We start from the raw sequence: 19,215 nt of genomic DNA, 5'->3' as shown, positions 1-19,215 counted from the left end.
AATTATTATAAATAAAAAAATAAATAATAACCTCTAAAAACCCTTTTAACTCAACATTTCAATTGATTATCAAGTAAATACAGTTACTGAGAATGAAGAACATATTTTTTAAGTTGAAATAATAAGTTATACACATATCAACAGGGTTATCCACAATATATGGTGTTTGTTCTTATTTCGTTCTTACTATATGTTGATAAGTAAAATTCTCAAGAAAAAAACTGAGATAAAAAATAGAAAACTATTTCTTATCCCAGTTTATTTTTATTACAATTAATTTTTTTATTGACTATCTACTATAATTTGAGGTTTGGCAGGATAAATTTCTTTATTTCCCTCAAGCACTCTGATTAAGCAATCTTCATTCAGAAGAGACTCAATGCTATTAAAGACATTACGATTTAGTACAAATATTTCTTCAAAATGATTTTCTACTATAAATCGATGCATATCTTCCTTTTTATCAACCTCTTGAATAAGTGGCACAAGATTAATACCATTTTGTTTAAATAAGTCTCTATCGATAAATAATTGAGATTTTTGATCAATGATTAAATTGATCACGCCGTCTTTTTCAATAAAATGGGTTAACCAATAAATAAGTAACTCTTGATGTGTTCTAAATTGAATATCTTGATATCTAATATATTCTAATTCTTTAGCTACTAACTTAATCGTTAAGGCTACTTCACCATTAATATCATAGTATCGCTGAACTTCGTCTCCACCTTCAACAATCTCTCGATCCATTACGATGCTCCCTGCATCATAAACTTCAACATATTCTTTTCTATCATTTACAAAATGGTAGTACTCTAAATTATCTTCTGTCTGTTCTCTTACAGTTAATGTTGTATTTTCCTTTAAATCATAGTAATACTTCACACCATCTTCTTCCTTAGCAAAAAATGGAAGTAAAGATTCTTTTCTGTGATTCATCTGCTCTTTACTAACTGAACGTGATTTTTTTACACCTAGTAAATCATTAAACAAATTATAAATTCGAACATTTTGTGGCAACCAACCTAATTGTTTGTAACGAATCACAGTAGGCATGATTTCTGAATCAAAATCCAATGTTCCAATTTTAACATTATTATTCAGTTGTAATAATGTATTCCACGCTCTAATTGAATCAGCTTCTGCTTGATTTAATTTTTTAGGCAACTCTTCTGTGATTAAAACATAGGCTTCATTCTTCAGTATATTACTCATAATACCTCTTGAATTACCATTCAAATCAAACAAGCGACTTTCAATATATTCCTTTTGACTTGATAAGGTTTCTCTTTCGTCGATAGCTTGTTCAATTCTCATTTCTGCTTGTTTTATTTCTTCTTCAATTTCTCTTTTCTTTAATTGATTATTCGCATCAAATTCTTGAAGAACATCTATTAATTGACCCACTGCTTCTTTTTCATTGGCTAAATAATCCTCAAAAGCAAATTTTCTTTCAACAGATTTCTTTTTATTCATTTCAAGTTCTTGAAGTTTTATTTTCCTACTTGAGACATTTTCAATTAAAGTAGCTGCAGTATCTGTAAATTTATCTAAATTATTTAATTTAGATTCATCTAAAGCTAAAATTCTTTGAACACGCGCTATTCTTCTAGATATTGTTTCAATTTCTGAATCAATATCTTTTAGCTTTTGCGCTAAAACATTCAAACCGTTTATGTTATCAGCCACTTCTTTTTTAAAAGCGATATTTTGTTTATCTAATGTTTTTACTAGTTTTTTATAATGATGGACATCTTGTTTTAAAAATTCTATTTCAAATTTTAGTTGATCAAAATCTCCTACCAATTCTTTTTTTTCACTGTACAGTTCATGAATAATTGTTTCTTCAATCTCATTTTTCTTTTCAATGATTTGATCATATTCACTTTCTAAAGAGCTAATTTTACTTTGAAATTTTGGATTGAAAACAACAGATTCTAACTTTTTCTCTAGTCTTTCTTCTGGTTTGCTTTCTTTAAAAGTACAGTTAAAAGATAATTTTTGTGTCATTTATTCTCATCCTTATTCTTCAACAAATGACCTAAGATATTAATCTTAGGTCATCTATTACTACTTATCTTTCTTGTGCTTCTTCGTCTTCTTTTCTTTTTCTAAAGAATAATGCAGACGCTCCTAATAGAGCTCCTAATCCAATAGTTGTCATTGTATTATCTTCATATTCTCCAGTTTGTGGTAACTTACCGTTTGTTTGATCCGCGCCAGTATTTCCTGATAATTTATTATTACCAGCTGATTGGTTTCCACTATTAGGATTATAAGCCATTGGCATAACGCCTTGATTACCATTTTTGTTATTTGACTTATCATTTAGTTTGCTTTGATTAGCTAATTCTTGTTCTTTCAAGTATTGATTAATCAAGTCCTCTAAATTAGATCCATTTGTATCACCATCACCTTGAACATCAGAACCTGATCCATCTGAGCCTGAGCCATCTGAGTCTGAGCCGTCTGATCCGTCTGAACCGTCCGAACCATCTGAGCCGTCTGAGCCATCTGATCCATCTGATCCATCTGAGCCGTCTGAGTCTGAGCCATCAGATCCATCTGAACCGTCTGATCCGTCTGAGCCGTCTGAGCCATCTGAGCCATCTGATCCATCTGAGCCGTCTGATCCGTCTGAACCATCTGAACCGTCTGAGCCATCTGAGCCATCTGATCCGTCTGAGCCATCTGAGCCATCTGAGCCGTCTGAGCCGTCTGAGCCGTCTGAGCCGTCTGGACCATCAACATCGGAACCATCAATATCAGAACCTGAACCTGATCCATCTGAGTCTGAGCCATCGGAACCGTCCGAACCATCGGAACCATCTGAGCCATCAGATCCGTCTGAACCATCTGAGCCGTCTGAGTCTGAGCCGTCTGAACCATCTGAGCCATCTGAGCCATCTGAACCGTCTGAACCATCTGAACCATCTGAGCCATGATTATTTTCATAATAATTGTCTAATGTATCTTTAGCTTTTTCTAAATCTTTTGTTGCTTGATCTACTTCGTCTTGAGTTGCTTCTAAGTCATCTAATACTTCTTTAGCTTTTTCTCTTGCTTCTTCAAAATCACCATAAATATCATCTGGATATTTTCCATCTTCATTTGAATATTTATTGTCATTTTCTTCATTCTCAGGATTTGTTTCATTATATAGATTTTCAAGCTCTGTCTTATCTACCTCTGTTGATTGATTGACTTCTAATTTTTCAAATGCATCTTTCAATAAACGATAAGCTTCATCTACTTGATCTTGTGTTGCTTCTAAATCTTCTAATACAACTTTTGCATTTTCTCTTGCTATATCAAATTCTTTATAACTTTGAACAGTATATCCATGATCGTCGTTATTTGTATTTTTAACATTAGAGTACAAGTTTTGTAATTTAGATTTATCCACTTTATCTTCTTTACCAACTGTGACAATAGTTTCATCACCAATCTTATCGTCATAACCAGCTTGATGACCTACCAATCTAACTGATATTTCATCTTTATAAGATAGTGTAGGAATGTTAATAGAAAAAGTACCATCTGCATTTAACGTTCCAATATAGGTTGCACCACCATTGACTTTAACTTCTACTGTATACGTTCTACCGCTAGAAAAATCATTATTAATAGATTTACCAATCAGAACATTATCATTAGCTGAAGGTTGTTTCACTTCAATTGGTTGTAATTTCCAATCTTCCCATGCTTGTGATAATTGAACAGTTGCTTCTGAGACTTCACTAAATTTATCTTTCTTACCTGGTTGATGTCCCACAATTTGAACTTCTACCACATCTCCAGCTTTAAGTGTATCGACTTTAACCATGAAATTACCATTTGGATCTAGTTTTTCACGATATGTCTTAGCACCATTAACAGTTACAATCACATCATAAGTTCTACCTAATGAGTTATCGTTTGGAGCAACACCTGTTACATATTCTTTACCTTCAAATAGATTATCTATTGTTGGTTGTTTCACTTCCCAATCTTCGTATAAAGCATCAGCATCTTTTACAGTAATAGTTGTTATGTTAGATGCTAATTCATTACCATTTTTATCTAAAACAGCTTTTCCATCACGATAAGCAATCAATTGAGCTGTGATGATATCTCCAATTTGAAGTGGTGTTTCCAAATCTGTTAATTTAAATAAACCATCTTTTGTCACTGATACAATGTCTACAACTTTACCATTGACAGTTAAGCGGATTTTATATTCTCCGTTATCCATATTTGGTACTAAACCACTGATAGAAGTATCGCCTTCTCCAGCTTGGTTTAGAAGTGGATCAGGAATTCCCCATTCAACATCTGCTTGCCTAATTTGAGGAATGACATCTTGTAATTGTTTCCCTACCCCAACAAGTGTACCAAAACTATTTAACTTACCAGCGTAAACAAATACTTGAGCTTCTACATAACCACCAAATTCAAGTGGCGTTCCTACATAATATTCAAATGCACCTGTTTGACGATCCACACTCACTTCTGATAATTGGATTGCTTTACCATCTGGTGAGTAGTAAGTTAATTTAACTTTATAAACATTTAAGTCATTTGGATTAAAGGCTACATAATTTCCTTTTTGATCCATCATGCCTGAGATATTACCTGAAATAACTTGACTACCATTCTTAATTGGATCTAATGTTACTTCTGGTGCTTTTGCTTTTCCAACTTGCCATTCTTGTTTTGTAGATTCTGAAACAAAACCATGGTCTTTGTTTTCACGAATAACGGTAGCAAAAATCATCTCACCAGCGTTGAATCCTTTAGCTGTAATATTGCCAAACTCATCTTTTTCACCGTAAACAAACATAAAGGTATTATCATCTTTTAGATCTGTATATCCTAATGTTTCTATTTGACCATTAGCACGCTTAATATCAATTCTGACTTTATAAGTATCTCCCTTGATATCAGTGTTGTGATCTTGTTGCACTCGACCGTGAATAACGGTTCCTCCACTAACTAATACATTACCTAATTCAGCTGGTGCAACTGGTTTTTGAGCACTTGCTTTATCACTACCTAAACCTGAAGTAGAGCCATTTGATTTACCTTTAGAGAAGTCATTATTTAACGCATTTGATGTACCTTCTTTTTCTTCACCGACAAAAACAATTGGTTTTTTATTTAACACAGTTAATACTTTCATTGTGTTATCTTCTTCAGTATTTAAAGGTATATAAGTATTATGTTTTCTTGACCATGCTGCTAAATCAAAGTCAAATCCGTAAGCTAGTGAGAACCAAGTTTGTGGTGCTAAATCTAAGATAGACATAGCCATTCTTCTTGTCACAATTCTTAGCGTTGGTACACCACTTTCAGATAAATAATACTCAACTGTAATATCACCTGCTTGTAAGTCAGATAATCTAACTTTTCCAACAGAAAATTCGTCTGATGTTCCAAGTAAAACACCAACAGAGCCATCAGCTGAAATAGTAACATAATCTTTCCAATCATTTGATTCAAAGATAACTTTCATGCTCTTAGGTAGTTCAATTTGCGTTTCAAAACTTGGTGAGTAAACAGCCATACCAATACTATGTTTAGAATTAGCTTTAAATGACAACTTACCATCTTTGATAACTACATCAGAAAAATCACTCTTCGTATTTCCCACAGTCACAAAGTTAAGTTCTCTTGCTTTGATCAAGTTTTCTTGACCATGTTCGATAACTTTTAACATATTAGTTAATTCATCTAATGTTAAACCATAGTTTCTATTTAATTCTGCTTTTGTGTCATTGATGATTTTTTCATAATCATCATACCCAATTACATAATCTTTTGGTCTTAACTTACTAAAATCACTGATATGTTTATCAATTTTTTGTCTAACTTCTGTCGCTTTAGCATCAACGTACTCTGCATTATCTAAAGCTTCTTGTAATGTTTTTTCAGCTGTATAAATTTCATCTGCTGTAGCCTTAGGATCAATTAAAATACTTTCAGCATTCTTGATACTATTTTTGATCGTAAAACCATTTTTATAAAGTTCATTTGGTCGACTAGAATCAGAAGTAATACCTGTTGTTTGTGCTTTTTGTAAGGTTTCTGTTAATTTCTTAGCAGCTTCTTCTTTAGTTGTAACTAAGTTTTCTAAACTAGTACTTAAAGAGTCAATTAAAAGACTTAAATCATCTGCTTCAATTGCTTCACGGTCTAATTTGGATGCTTTATCAAATATTTTTTTGAATGCTTGGTATGATTCATTCAGAGCTGTTTCTTTACCATCATAGTAACTATAATCAACTGCATCGATTGTTTTACCTGATTCTAAAACAATGTCAAGTTGAGCCAATAAATCTTCCTTAGATACTAAATTATTCAAGGCTTTACTCAAATGATTTGTTGCAATTGAAATATCTTCCATTGATGACTCAGATGCTGCTAAAATATCTTTAGCATTATGTAGTTGAATATTTAATTCATTCCAAGTCTTAGTTGTATATTTCCATTTTTCATTTGGTTTAGAAATAATTGCAGACGCGTCACTAATTAAGTTTTGTAATGTTTCGATATTAGATGAAACAACTAAATTATCAATCGCTTTTTGTAAATCAGTTAAAGCTTTATTTAATTCATTAGCTGTTGCTTTTCTATTTTTATCTAATTCTAATGCACGTTTATACGCTTCATTCATTACTGAGAAACTCTTATTAGTGTAATAACTCATTTTTTGCTTATCAATCGCATTTTTTGCTTCCACATAAGTAATTGATAATTGTTTTCTAAGGTCTTCTTTACCAACTAAACTTATTTTGGCTTGCAACAATTGATTTCTAGCTTCTGATAATTCTTCAACAGAAGAGTTTTTATTATCATAAACTTTTTCAGCAAATAAAATAGCTTTTTGCATTTTTTCATAAGAAGCAGTTGTATAATCCGTATCTTTTAATAATTTTGCATTAGTGATTTCTTCTAATAACTGCTCACGACCTTCTTCACCAACTGAAACAACTGGTACCAAGTTAGCCATAGCACGTTTAATTTCATTAAAGGCATTATTAAGTGTCGCTGCATTTGGATTTCCTAATGCTTCGTCCCCTTTACGGATTGCTTCTTGTAGTACTGCAAAACTATATTGTGTGTAATCAGAACCCTTGTAGTTTTTAGCATCAGCAATTAAATCTTCTAATCGTTTTTGGTCAACTGCTGAAGGATCTGTAATACTTGGTGCTTTAAGTTGTGCCATACCATCTGTTAATAAAGTAATCATCTCTTCGATTACTTCTTGAGTTGATGTTGTATCAACTAATGCTTTTTGAGCTTGCTCCATAGAGTCAACTAACACTTTATAAGTCGTTGCACTATATTTTGAAGCACTTAAACCTTCTGCTTCTTTTAATAGAGATTGCAAAGCGTCTAAAGAAACTTGAGTTGGTTTGACACTACTGATTGTTACTAAATTATTAATTGACCCATTCAGCATATCTCTTGCTTTATTTACTTCTACTTGAGTAGCTGCTTCATTGGTAAAGACTGCTTTAGCTTCTTCTAATGATTTAACTAATTTTTCAAAACTTTCTTTTGTATAAGTATTCGTATCATTTGAGTAGAATGAGGCAACATCTATCGCTGCTTCTAAACCATTCTTATTCACTTCAGTGTTTTTAGCTGGAACACGTTTTAAGTTTTCTGCACTTTGTTTCTTACCTGCATCCCCTTGTTGTCCGACAATTACAACTGAAACATCATCGTAAGCTTCTAGAGCTTTATCTAAAGCCACTTTAAAGTTTCCATATTGGTCAACTTCACCAGTGATTACTTTACCGTCATTAATTTTAACTTGAACATAATAAGTTCTGTCATAAGATGAATCAACTTTGACATATCCTGAAATTGATTTATCTCCAATTTGAGGGTCTTTTACTACCGGATGACTAATTTCCCAATCTTCAAACGACTCTTGCATTTCAACTTCAACTGTTGTAGATGCTGATTTTTCACCATCATATCCTTTTTCAGTTCCGTGTAACACAACAACAATTTCGTCTGTTGCTTTGATTTTTTGGCCTAAGTTAATTTGAATACGACCATTTTCACGGTTTAGAGCATCTTCATTAATAGCAATATCAACACCATTAACAGTAACAGTTAAATAATAATCTCTTGTTGGACTATCATCTAGTAAAACAATCCCTGTTAATGTTGATTCACCAATTTTAGGTGGGTTAATCGTTGGTTCGTTTACTACCCATTTATCATTTGCTTCTGAAGTTGCTACTACAATACTTTCAACAACTTCTGAACCAGTCACAGCTTCATTTTTACCAGGTACAAAACCAACAATGCTTACATCGACAACATTACCACGTTCTACTTTTGGTACAGTTACAGTAAACATTCCGTTATCATCAATGTCACCATAGTAAGTTTTATCACCAATTGTGACTTGTACTTTATAGTTAGCTTCATTAAATTTAACCGCATTGACTGGTGCTTGCCCTGAAACAGTTGTACTTCCTTCTTTAATTTGGTTAACAGAAGGTTTTGCAATTTTCCACTCAACTTCTTTAACTGTCATAGTTGAATCGGTATTGTTCAATTGAATACCTGATGAAGATAATTCTCCATTACTATTAACAATTCCTTGATACACATAGCCAATCGCTTCAATTCGGCCACCATATTGTAATGGCATTGATGTAATATAACTAAAGTTACCATTTTTATCTGTTCTAACTTCAGCAAGTTCAATCCCTGTAGATTGACCTGGTGCATAATAAACTAGACGAACTGTATAAACGTTTTTATCAGATGGATCAATCTCCATGCTCTTACCATCTTGAGTCATTAATGTAGTGATTTTACCACTGATTTCTTTACCATTTTGTTTAACTGTATTTAGATTAACTTGTGGTGATTTACCTTTAACAACGTTAATTCCTTTATCTGTTGATGATGTCGTTAAATCATATTTCTCATTAACTCTGACAACAGTTACTTTAATGTTGTCGCCTTGTTTGAAGTTTTGAGCAATAATATTACCTGTCTTACTATCAACAATTGTGTAATTAAAGACAAAGTTACCATCTTTATCTAATTCAGCACGTCCAATTTCTGTGCCATTCAAATCAAAGACAGCTTGGTAGTGATCCCCATCAAGATGCTTATCTTTTGATTGAGTTGCTTTACCAACAATCGTATTAGTTCCATCTACTACATGAGTGTAAATTTCGCCTAATTCTACTTCGTCTTGAACATTTAAGTAGTTCATATCTTGTAGGTTATTGATATCTTTTTTATCACTATAATTAGTTGCTCCAGCAATTCCTTCTTGTAAAACTTTGCTGACAGCTTCAACTACTTTATCGTCACCTTTTTCTTGAATTGGTAAAACGTGACCATCTTTTGTAAATGTATCTAAATCAAAACTTAAGAAGTAGTTTAATTCAAATTCATTTACTGGCATTAAGCCCCAGCCTGGTACCATTTTGTTCGTTGTAATGAATAAAACAGGTTGTCCATCGACTATTTTATAAGTAATTTTCAAGTCTTCTAACACTTTAGGGTCATCCAATGACAATAAATTCAGAGTAGGATCCCAAGTACCACCAATTCCTGCAATACCTCCTGATTTTTTATCTCCAGATTTAACTTCATATGAACCAAATCCAATTGAACCAGTAGAGTTATTGTAAGCAATTTTAATGTATTTACGCCAGTCGCCATTTTCAAAGAATGGTAACAAGTTATGAGGCACTTTTATAGTTGTTTCAAAAGCTGGACTGTAAGTAAAGAAACTTACCAATGGCTGTTTAGCACTCACTTCAACATTAAGTTTGCCATTGTTCATACCTGTTTTCTTACCAACGCTTGTAGTTGTATTAACAACAATTGTTTTAGTACCTTCATCAATCGTTAAATTATTTTTGGCATTATTAATCTTAGTTGCTAATTCATTCATTTCAGCAGTTGTTAAGTTTAAGTTATTTAATAATTCTTTACCTTCACCTGCTGCTTGAGCATATTCTTCGTAACCATGAAGAATTTTCTTACGTTCGTCTTCTGTCATGTTATCAAATGCAGCTACTGCATCTTGTAAATCTTTTTTAGCTGCTTGACGGTCTTTATTACTATACGCCAAATTATTTATCGCTTTTTCTAAATCTTCAGTCACTCGGATAACATCTGCTGTATTAATATCGTCTATGCTATCAACTAAAGCATAAGCTTGTTTAACAACTTGTTGTAATCTACCCCAACTTTCAGATGTATAAGCCGTTTCTTTATCCAATGTAACAAATTTTTCTAATTCTTTTTGAAGAGCAGTAACAGCTTCATTACCTGTTAAGAATAATTGATTCATTGTCATACCAAGTTCGTTGACAATGGCATTTAGTGTATCTGGTGAAACAGTTTGTCTGTTAACAGCTCTAGCTTTGATTAACGCATTTTCAAAGGCTTGCCAAGAACTCACTGTAAATTTATCTTTGTCTTTTTCATAAGCTTCTGATTTAAATAAAAGACTATCTAAATCTTTTAATAAACTATCTCTATCAACCATTTTTTCAATAGCTAAACTTAAATTATGGTAAGCTCTTGAAATTTCATCCACTGTTGATTTAGAATTACTAATTACAGCTTCAGCATAAGATAATTGCTTGTTCAGTGTATTCCATGAAGACTCTGTAAAGTTTCCTTTGCCTAAACCAACTAATTTATTTCCTTCATTGATTAAGCTTTCTAATCCTTTTAGATCTTCAATTTCGATTAAATCGTTCATTGCTTTTTTCAAGTTATTATTAATTTCAACAAGACGATCTGCAGAAACCTGACTAAAGTCAACTGTTTCAGCAATTTTTAATTGTTTTAAGATAATATCAAGTGTTTCATTGGTATAAACTTGTTTCTTTTTATTATCTTTAATCAATTGAGTTGCTTCGTCAATTGTTGCTTGTAAACTATCATTTACATTATCTTTAGAAACTAAATCATCTATGGATTTCATTAATTCATGATAAACATTTGAGTAAGTATCGGTCGACACTTCACTAGCCGCCATAACTTTCTGAGCTTTTCTTAAAGCTTCTGAGAATTTCTTATAGCTTTCAGAAGTATAATCTTTACCTTCGATATTAATGACTTCATCGATTTTTGCCTGTAATTCTTCGGAAGTTCTAATTTTTACTAATTCTTCGATAGCATCATCAATTTGTTTATACGCTAAATAACGCTCTGATTGTGTTGCGTTTGTATTGTTGACAACCATTAGAGCATCTCTAAGAGCATCATTTAATTGTTTATAACTTAAAGCAGTATAATCTAATTGTTTATACTCAGCCATAACATCATCAATATGCGTTTGTAATTGTTCTGATGAAATATCTAAATCTTCAGCGTGTTGTGTCATTTTTTCAACTAATTGGTTGATTTCAGCTTGAGTTACTCCCTCTTTAGCTTGAAGTGCTTTTGCTTCATCTAAAATCTCTTTTACAACTGCTGATTTTTCTTTATTAATAGAGCCTAGATTTAATAAATCTAATTCTAACTGTTTTGTGATATCATCTAAAGCTGTTCTGTCTACTGCTAAATTTTTCATTGCTTGAGTTAAAGAATCTAATGATTTTTGAGCTTCTTCATCTGATAACTCACCTTTAGCTACTTTTTCTTCCAATTCTTTAACAACTTTGTTTAGTGCTTCAACACTTTCTTTTGAGTAATTATCTTCTAACTTACCTAACTTTTCAAGATCTGATAATTTTTTATCTAAAGCATCATTACCAGTTGACACGGCAGGTTTTTCAGCAGTATTTTCTACTTTACCTGATGTTTTAGTTGTGCTACTATTTGTTTGTTCAGAATTTTTATTTTGATTTGAAGTAGACGTTTGGGAATCTGTTGCAGCAGTTTCACCGGATGCTACTTCTTTTTTCTTTTCTTCAGAAGTTGATTTTGACGTTTCTTTTGTTTCAGAACTATTAGTTTCAGCTTCTTGTAATTTTGAAGCTTGTTCTTTCGCTTCTTCTGCAGTTAATGTTTCATTATCAAGCATATCGTAAGACTCATTTAATGCTTGGTTAATAGCAGAATCTTCTGGTGCGCCAGCATGTTTCAAACCTGCTTCACCAGCAACTTGCCCTAAATATTCTTTTGCATCAACAACTTCTACACTTTGTGCCTCACTTGTTGCAGCTTGTTCTTTTGCTGTAGGTGCTTGTTGTGTTTGTGCTTCTTTATTTTCTTGATTGTTAGATGTATCTACATCAGCAGCTTCTACTGTATCTTGTGTTGCACCAACAGCAGTTAATCCATAAGCCGCAACTGTTGAATAAAATATTTTTTTTGATTTTTCTTTTCTTTTATTATTTTTATTCATTTTTTCGATGTAATCGTAATTTTTTTTGCTCAATGTTAATCCTCCTTGATTTACTTTCTAACTCTATTAAAAACCTAAGTTATTTATTTTCTACTTCCAATAAATTTTGCCATTTTTCCAAAACCTTTTCTTTTGAAAATTCTTTAGCAATTTCATAGGCATTATTAGACATTTCTTTATGTAATTCTGTCTGACTTAATAATTCAGACAACCTATCTCTCATTTCATCCACATTATTCTTTTCAACTAGGTAGCCATTTTTTCCTTGCTGAATCATCTCTCTTGGCCCATATCTAATATCATAAGAAATAACTGGTACCCCATGTTCAATTGCCTCTAGCAGAGATAAACAAAAACCTTCAACTGTACTTGTTAAAAGCATTGCCCCAGCTTCATTATATTCAGTATCTAAATCTATCAAGTAACCTCTAAAGAAGACATGTTCTTCAAGATGATGTTCCTTAACGTACTGCTTTAAAAATTTTTCTTCTTTAAATTGATTAGAAGAGTCTCCATAACCAAATAAATGAAGTTCTAACTTTGGAAATTCATGAAGCAATTGTTGAATCACTTTAATTTGATGAAATAATTGTTTTTCAGAAAAATATCTTGCCATACAAACTATTTTGTACGGATTTCTTTTTTCAAATGGCACTTTTTTCATTGTATCAACAGAACCTACAGGAATTGAATAAGCAGTTATATTTTCTGGCAAACGTCTATTCAATTCTTCTTGTTGCCATTTTGTTGATGCAACCACACCTGTGACATACTCTAAATGATTAAAAATACATTGATAAGGCGAAGTAATATCTGATGTTTCCGCTACGAATGGTTGTCTTAGATGAACACTATGAATAACAGGTATTAATTTAATTTTAGTTTTCATAAGCGTCACACTTTTCATAACAGAAATAGTCCTGTCAGAAAAAAAGAGCACATCCTCTAGGTTTAGTTCATCTAAAAAAAAGGCTTGCCATTCATCTTTGTTCTTAAAATAATGTATTTTGTTCTTATAGTTTAAAAGTTCAATTCTTGATATTTTCCGGTCAGTATTGTAATAACAAACTATTTTTTCCTCACCTGAAGGATTAAAAAAACGTTCAGATACAAGCTTATTTTTTTCTCCTAACACTTGAATAACAGACAAAAAACCTCGTTTATCAAAAACTTCGCGTTTAATGATTCTTCTATCTTCATATGGTGTATCAAAATAGTTGATAAAATGAATTTTTTTGAAATCCTCATCATAGAAGTGGGCATAAGCAATATAATCCTCTTCATAAAAAATTTTAACATCATTACTCTTATCTACTAATTGAATTCGGTAATCAGAATCATTTAGCCAGTATTCATAATAGTCTTTCAACGAATATTGATTATCTCCAATTGCTTCTTGAAAATAATCATAAATAGAAAAGACATTACTTGAAACACCAACTATTTCCGCATTATCATATAAATCAACACTATGATTAAGTACAATGATTTTAGCTTTTTCACCTAGTTGATGAAATAACTTTATTCTCTTTACTTGGCTATGCTCAATACCTGGTAATTTCTTGCCTAAACCATTACCTATGCAGTAAATCAATTTACCACCTCATTATCCAATTTCTCCAACAAAGGTTGCATTCCCAATCTTCATTGAAATTTTACTGCCATCATTCTTTAAAGCTACCCAAGCTTTAGAAGTTTGACGTTCCCCTTTTTTTAATGTTTTTCCCTCTTCTAAATCATCTAAAATCACAGCACCTTGTTCCCCTTGCTCATCAAAATACTGGAAAATAGTTCCATTGAATAAGAAATCTCCTTCTGATACATAGACATCATATTCAACTTCTACTACTTGAGACACATCTTTAATTTCGGATTTAACGGTTCTAACTCGTTCATCAGATTCTTTTAACCTAGTAGCTTTAGCAATACTTAATGAAACTTTCCCCTCATTTTCTGTTTTTAACTCAATAAAATCACCGAAAGGAACTTTGGTTAAATAGTCAGTGTACTCTTCTTGTAGTTCTTTTTCTTTTTGGGCTTTAATACTATCTTCTACTTTTTTAATTTCGCCTTCTTTCACATCAGTTGTTAATGTTTCTATGGAGCCTTTTTCGATGGTTGATTCAGTTTTTTGCTTTTTACGAGATTCACTGTACTTAAGTGGATTATTATTAACAGCCCTTAAAACAATAGGACAAGCTAATGCCACTAAAGCAAATAAAACAACCATTACTCTGACAACTTTTTTACTAATTAGACACTCCTCCCTTCTAAAAAAAACAAAGGATCTTTGAAATGTTAATAATAACCTTAGTCAAATTAAAATTATTATTAACTGAATTATACATATATCAATATATCAGTATCTGTTTGAAGATAACTATCGTCTTTTTTGAAATAATTCAAAAAAAATGACATTAAATATGTTTTTAAATACACTAAAAGTCATTTATTGTTTTTAAATAAAAAAAAGAACCAGCTATTTGCTAGTTCAATGTACTACTTATTATCTTATTTTTATCAGAATCGTTATTTTATTTAATTAATTTAATTAAAATTTCTCGAATCATATTTTCATCATACGCATTAAGAATTTCATTTATGACATAGATTTCTTTATATTGGTATGTTGTATCTGTCAAAAATATATCAGTCACAAGTAAATCATAACATTTTGTTCGATCAGCTATTTCGAAAGATACATTAAACTCTTTTGAAAAAGTTGTTTCCAATTTTTTTAGTATATCTTGTTGGGCTAAGTAGTTTACTTGATTGGCTAAGCCTACTGAAATAGATTTGATACATTCACTTTCAATGATTTGTAGAATAAAGCGATAGTTTAAGAAAATATGATCGTACACTGCTGGAGATAAATTCAAAGAAAACAAAGATAAATGTTCATAGATGACATGATTGACAATTGTACTAATGGAGTCATCCATTCTTTTTGAAATCAAATAGCTAGATTCAAAGTAACTCATATAACTATTGAAGTGAATTAATCTAAAATGAAGCTGGAATAAATTACACTCAATATACCATAGTAGTTCTTCTGACAAATAATTTAAATTAAAGTGCTTTCCTATTGTCTCCAATGTATTTTCACTCAAATTAATAATATCTCTAAAAAAATCATTTTTAAAAAAATACATATACTGATCTTTTGATAGTGGTTGCTCATAAATATAAGTTGAGATAAAAAAGATATACAAACAAATTAAGTCGGTTTCGGTCTGAATTGGAGAAACACTGCTAGAGAGTTCTTGATTGGTCGCTTCTATAGCTTTCGTAAACCGTTCACCAATTAGTTTGCGATAAATATCTTGTTGATTAATTTCTAAGGTTGAGCCAAACAACTCTCTTCTCTTACTAATCAGTAACCATAAATAAAGATGATACATATTCTTTTCTTCGATTGGTAATTTCAATTCTTTGGATAAATTCTCAATCAATAAAATAATCGATGGATCTAATGGATGATAGTTAATAACATCAATTGGTAACGTATGATTATAAAATTCAAATAAAAAATACCTAATTTGAAGTTCGTCACCGGTAAATTTAGCATTCTTGATTTGAATTTCAAATTCTGCAATTAGATGATTAATATCTTTTAACCTTCTAAAAAGTGTTGCTTCACTGATTATTAATTCATGACATAAGCGAGGAATAGAAAAGCCATCATGCTTACTTAAGTACATAATAATTTTACAGTTTATCGATTGATTTAAATAATGGATTAAAATGTGTTGCAAGTTAAAATGATAAGGGATTTTCAAATAGACTTTTTTCTTATCAAATTCTAAACTAACTTCCTCACCTAATTCTTCTAATTGTTCATTCATTTGGTTAAGGTATTTATTTAGTGATGCTGATGATACCTTAACTTGTTTTTCTAATTCTTTTACATTCATTTCACCGCCATTGTCTAACAACTGTTGGACAATGTGAACTTGTGTCATTTCTGGTTTATCTAAAAGGTCTAGAATATTCAAGTTACTTACCCCCAAATTATTTCCTAGAAAATAATCCTATCATACAAAATAATAAAAAACGAGTATTTTTGAACAAAAAATAAAAAAAAGTAAACAACCACACTTTAAAACGCCATTTAAGACGCTAAAAACGTTTATGTTTACTAAAGTTGTAGATTTATGCGAGAAAAGGGACTCGAACCCTCACAAAGAATATTCTTTACAAGATCCTTAGTCTTGCGCGTCTGCCAATTCCGCCATTCTCGCTTACTTGATTATCTTACCATGTTTTTTAATTTCCCGCCACATTGACAGACATACTTTTCGGTATTTATTTTGCGAGCTCTTATGATAGTTCCATGACACTTCAAACATTCATAATAATGGTATTTTATATCACTTCTTTTTTGAAGAGGACGAACAAACCTGCTGCCTCCAGTTTCCTTTAATAATCGCTTGAAATCTTGATCTTTATGCTGATATCCTTTTTTCTCAAGATGTAAATGATAGTGACATAACTCATGCTTGATAACACCAACTAGCTCTTCTAATCCATAAATTTCAAATACTCTTGGATTAAAATCTAACCGGTGATCAGATAAATGATATCTACCACCGGTTGTTCTTAATCTGTTATTAAATGTTGCCTGATGCGTAAAGGGGCGATTAAAGCTCTTCAATGAAATATCCTCTACTAGTTGTTGTAATTCTTCATTAGTCATTAGTCTGCAACTTTTTTAGCAACTGGAATCATCGTTAATGAGATTCTTTGCTTTTTAATGTCTACAGAATCAACCCAAACCGTTACAACATCTCCTACTGCAACAGCATCTGTTGGATGCTTAATAAATTTAGTACTTAATTTAGAGATATGAACCATCCCGTCTTGTTTAACACCAATATCCACAAAAGCCCCAAAGTCTACTACGTTTCTGACAGTACCTTGCAGTTCCATACCTGGTTTTAAATCTTCCATACTTAATACATCTTGTCTTAATAATGGAGCTGGCATTTCATCTCTCATGTCTCTACCTGGCTGTAATAAAGCTTTTAAAACATCTTCCAATGTTTCTTTTCCAATTTCAAGGCTTTGACTCATTTCAGCAATAGACACTTTTTCCAACGCTTCTTTTCCATGAGTTGTTCCCAAATCTTTTGAAGTTAAGTCTAACTTCTCAAGCAAGTTCTTAACAATTGAATAGCTTTCTGGGTGAATTCCTGTATTATCTAAAATATTTTTACCACTTGGAATTCTTAAGAAACCAACAGCTTGTTCATACGCTTTTGGTCCTAAACGCGGTACTTTTTTAAGTTGAGCTCGACTAGCAAAGACACCATTTTCCTCTCGATATAAAACAACATTTTTAGCAGTTGTTTTATTTAAGCCTGATACATGTTGTAGTAATTGCGCACTTGCTGTATTCACATTAACACCAACTTGGTTTACTGCTGTTTCAACAACAAAGTCTAATTGTTCTGTCAAACGTTTCTGAGCCACGTCATGCTGATATTGACCAACACCAACAGCCTTAGGGTCAATTTTAACTAACTCTGCTAAAGGATCTTGCAAACGTCTTGCAATACTTGCTGCACTTCTTTCTTCTACTTGTAAATCAGGAAACTCTTCACGAGCTACAGCACTCGCTGAATAAACAGAAGCTCCAGCTTCATTAACGATCACGTAAAATACTTCACGTTTTATTTTCTTTAAGTTCTCTGAAACGAACAGCTCTGATTCACGACTTGCTGTCCCGTTACCAATAGCAATCATCTCTACTTTATACTCTTCGACAAAAGAAATAAATTCATCAGATGCTGCTGCACGCTTACTTTGAGAAGCTGGTTTATGAGGATAAATCACTTTAACAGCTAGTAATTTCCCTGTTTCATCAACCACGGCTAATTTACAACCAGTTCGATAAGCTGGATCGAAACCAAGTACAACTTTTCCTTTTAAAGGTGATTGTAACAGTAAGTTTCTTAAGTTCTCTCCAAAGATAGCAATCGCTTGTTCATCAGCTTTTTCAGTTAGTTCTCCTCGAATTTCTCTTTCAATTGAAGGTCCTATAAATCGTTTATAACTATCTTCATAGGCATCTCTTACGACAGATGTTGCTGTACTATTAACATCTAAGATAATTTTTTTCTCTAAATAGTTAAAAACACGAGCTTCATCAATTGTTAACTCTACTTTTATAACGCCTTCTTTTTCTCCACGGTTAGCAGCTAACACGCGATGAGACGCAATTTTTTTTACAGGTTCATTGAAATCATAATACATTTCATAAACTGACGTTTCATCTAATGAGGCATCTTTTTCCGTTGTTGAAAAAATACCATTTTGCCAAACAAAATCACGTAACCACTCACGATAACTTGGTTCATCACTGATAATTTCTGCAATAATTTCATGAGCTCCTGCCAAGCAATCTTTCACTTCATTGATTTCTTTTTCAGGATTTAAAAAAGTCATTGCTTTTTCTTCTACAGATTCATTTTTAGGAAATGTTAACAACCAATTAGCAAAAGGCTCTAAACCATTTTCCTTAGCAATAGTTGCTTTAGTACGGCGTTTTTGTTTATATGGTCGATATAAATCTTCTACTTGTTGCATTTTTTCAGAAGCATTAATTTTCTTTTCTAACTCAGGTGTAAGCTTTCCTTGTTCATCAATTAAACGAATCACTTCTTCTTTACGTTTAACTAAACCTTGAAGGTAAGCATAACGCTCTTCTATTTCTCTGATTGCCACTTCATCCAATGAACCAGTCATCTCTTTACGATATCTTGCGATAAATGGGACCGTATTACCTTCTTCTAAGAGTTTTAAAACGGTTTGAAGTTGATTATTTTTATAATTGGTTAATTCTTTTTTTAATAATAAGAAAGCTTGTTGTTCTTGCATAA

General features: G+C 31.9%; 7 protein-coding genes and 1 tRNA gene. All 8 read right to left on the bottom strand.

Features of this window, described 5'->3' with window-relative positions:
• Positions 1-282 precede the first annotated feature (282 nt).
• The 8 genes from H9L18_RS03450 to H9L18_RS03415 all read right to left on the bottom strand — a co-directional run bounded on the left by H9L18_RS03450 (position 283) and on the right by H9L18_RS03415 (position 19,213).
• Positions 283-2,010 (bottom strand): hypothetical protein, encoded by a 1,728-nt coding sequence (locus H9L18_RS03450; RefSeq protein ID WP_126791012.1) that lies wholly within the window; start codon positions 2,008-2,010, stop codon positions 283-285.
• A 64-nt stretch (positions 2,011-2,074) separates the two neighbouring features.
• Entirely contained in the window at positions 2,075-12,367 is a 10,293-nt protein-coding gene (locus H9L18_RS03445; RefSeq protein WP_126791014.1) for an LPXTG cell wall anchor domain-containing protein, read from the bottom strand.
• A 46-nt stretch (positions 12,368-12,413) separates the two neighbouring features.
• Positions 12,414-13,928 (bottom strand): glycosyltransferase, encoded by a 1,515-nt coding sequence (locus tag H9L18_RS03440; RefSeq protein ID WP_126791016.1) that lies wholly within the window; start codon positions 13,926-13,928, stop codon positions 12,414-12,416.
• Positions 13,929-13,940: 12 nt separating this feature from the next.
• Positions 13,941-14,564, bottom strand: a complete 624-nt coding sequence (locus H9L18_RS03435; RefSeq protein ID WP_126791018.1) for a hypothetical protein — start codon at positions 14,562-14,564, stop codon at positions 13,941-13,943.
• Positions 14,565-14,868: 304 nt separating this feature from the next.
• Positions 14,869-16,329 carry an AcpB/EbpR/MafR family transcriptional regulator gene (locus tag H9L18_RS03430; protein WP_126791020.1) on the bottom strand — a complete coding sequence of 487 codons (1,461 nt, stop codon included), beginning with the start codon at positions 16,327-16,329 and terminating at the stop codon, positions 14,869-14,871.
• A gap of 160 nt (positions 16,330-16,489) precedes the next feature.
• A tRNA-Leu gene (locus tag H9L18_RS03425) sits at positions 16,490-16,575 on the bottom strand.
• 8 nt (positions 16,576-16,583) lie between these two features.
• Complete coding sequence (locus H9L18_RS03420) at positions 16,584-17,030, bottom strand: SprT family protein (protein ID WP_126791022.1); 447 nt, start codon at positions 17,028-17,030, stop codon at positions 16,584-16,586.
• On the bottom strand, positions 17,030-19,213 hold the full coding sequence (locus tag H9L18_RS03415; RefSeq protein ID WP_126791024.1) for a Tex family protein: 2,184 nt from the start codon (positions 19,211-19,213) through the stop codon (positions 17,030-17,032). Before H9L18_RS03415 ends, H9L18_RS03420 begins: the two co-directional genes overlap by 1 nt.
• Positions 19,214-19,215: the final 2 nt, after the last annotated feature.

The organism is Vagococcus carniphilus, from assembly GCF_014397115.1.
Classification (GTDB): Bacteria; Bacillota; Bacilli; order Lactobacillales; family Vagococcaceae; genus Vagococcus; species Vagococcus carniphilus.
This window is presented reverse-complemented; position numbering and strand designations above follow the sequence as displayed.

Coding starts and splice junctions, on each gene's coding strand:
- H9L18_RS03450 (WP_126791012.1), bottom strand. CDS start 2,010: ATGACACAAAAATTATCTTTTAACTGTACTTTTAAAGAAAGCAAACCA.
- H9L18_RS03435 (WP_126791018.1), bottom strand. CDS start 14,564: ATGGTTGTTTTATTTGCTTTAGTGGCATTAGCTTGTCCTATTGTTTTA.
- H9L18_RS03420 (WP_126791022.1), bottom strand. CDS start 17,030: ATGACTAATGAAGAATTACAACAACTAGTAGAGGATATTTCATTGAAG.
- H9L18_RS03415 (WP_126791024.1), bottom strand. CDS start 19,213: ATGCAAGAACAACAAGCTTTCTTATTATTAAAAAAAGAATTAACCAAT.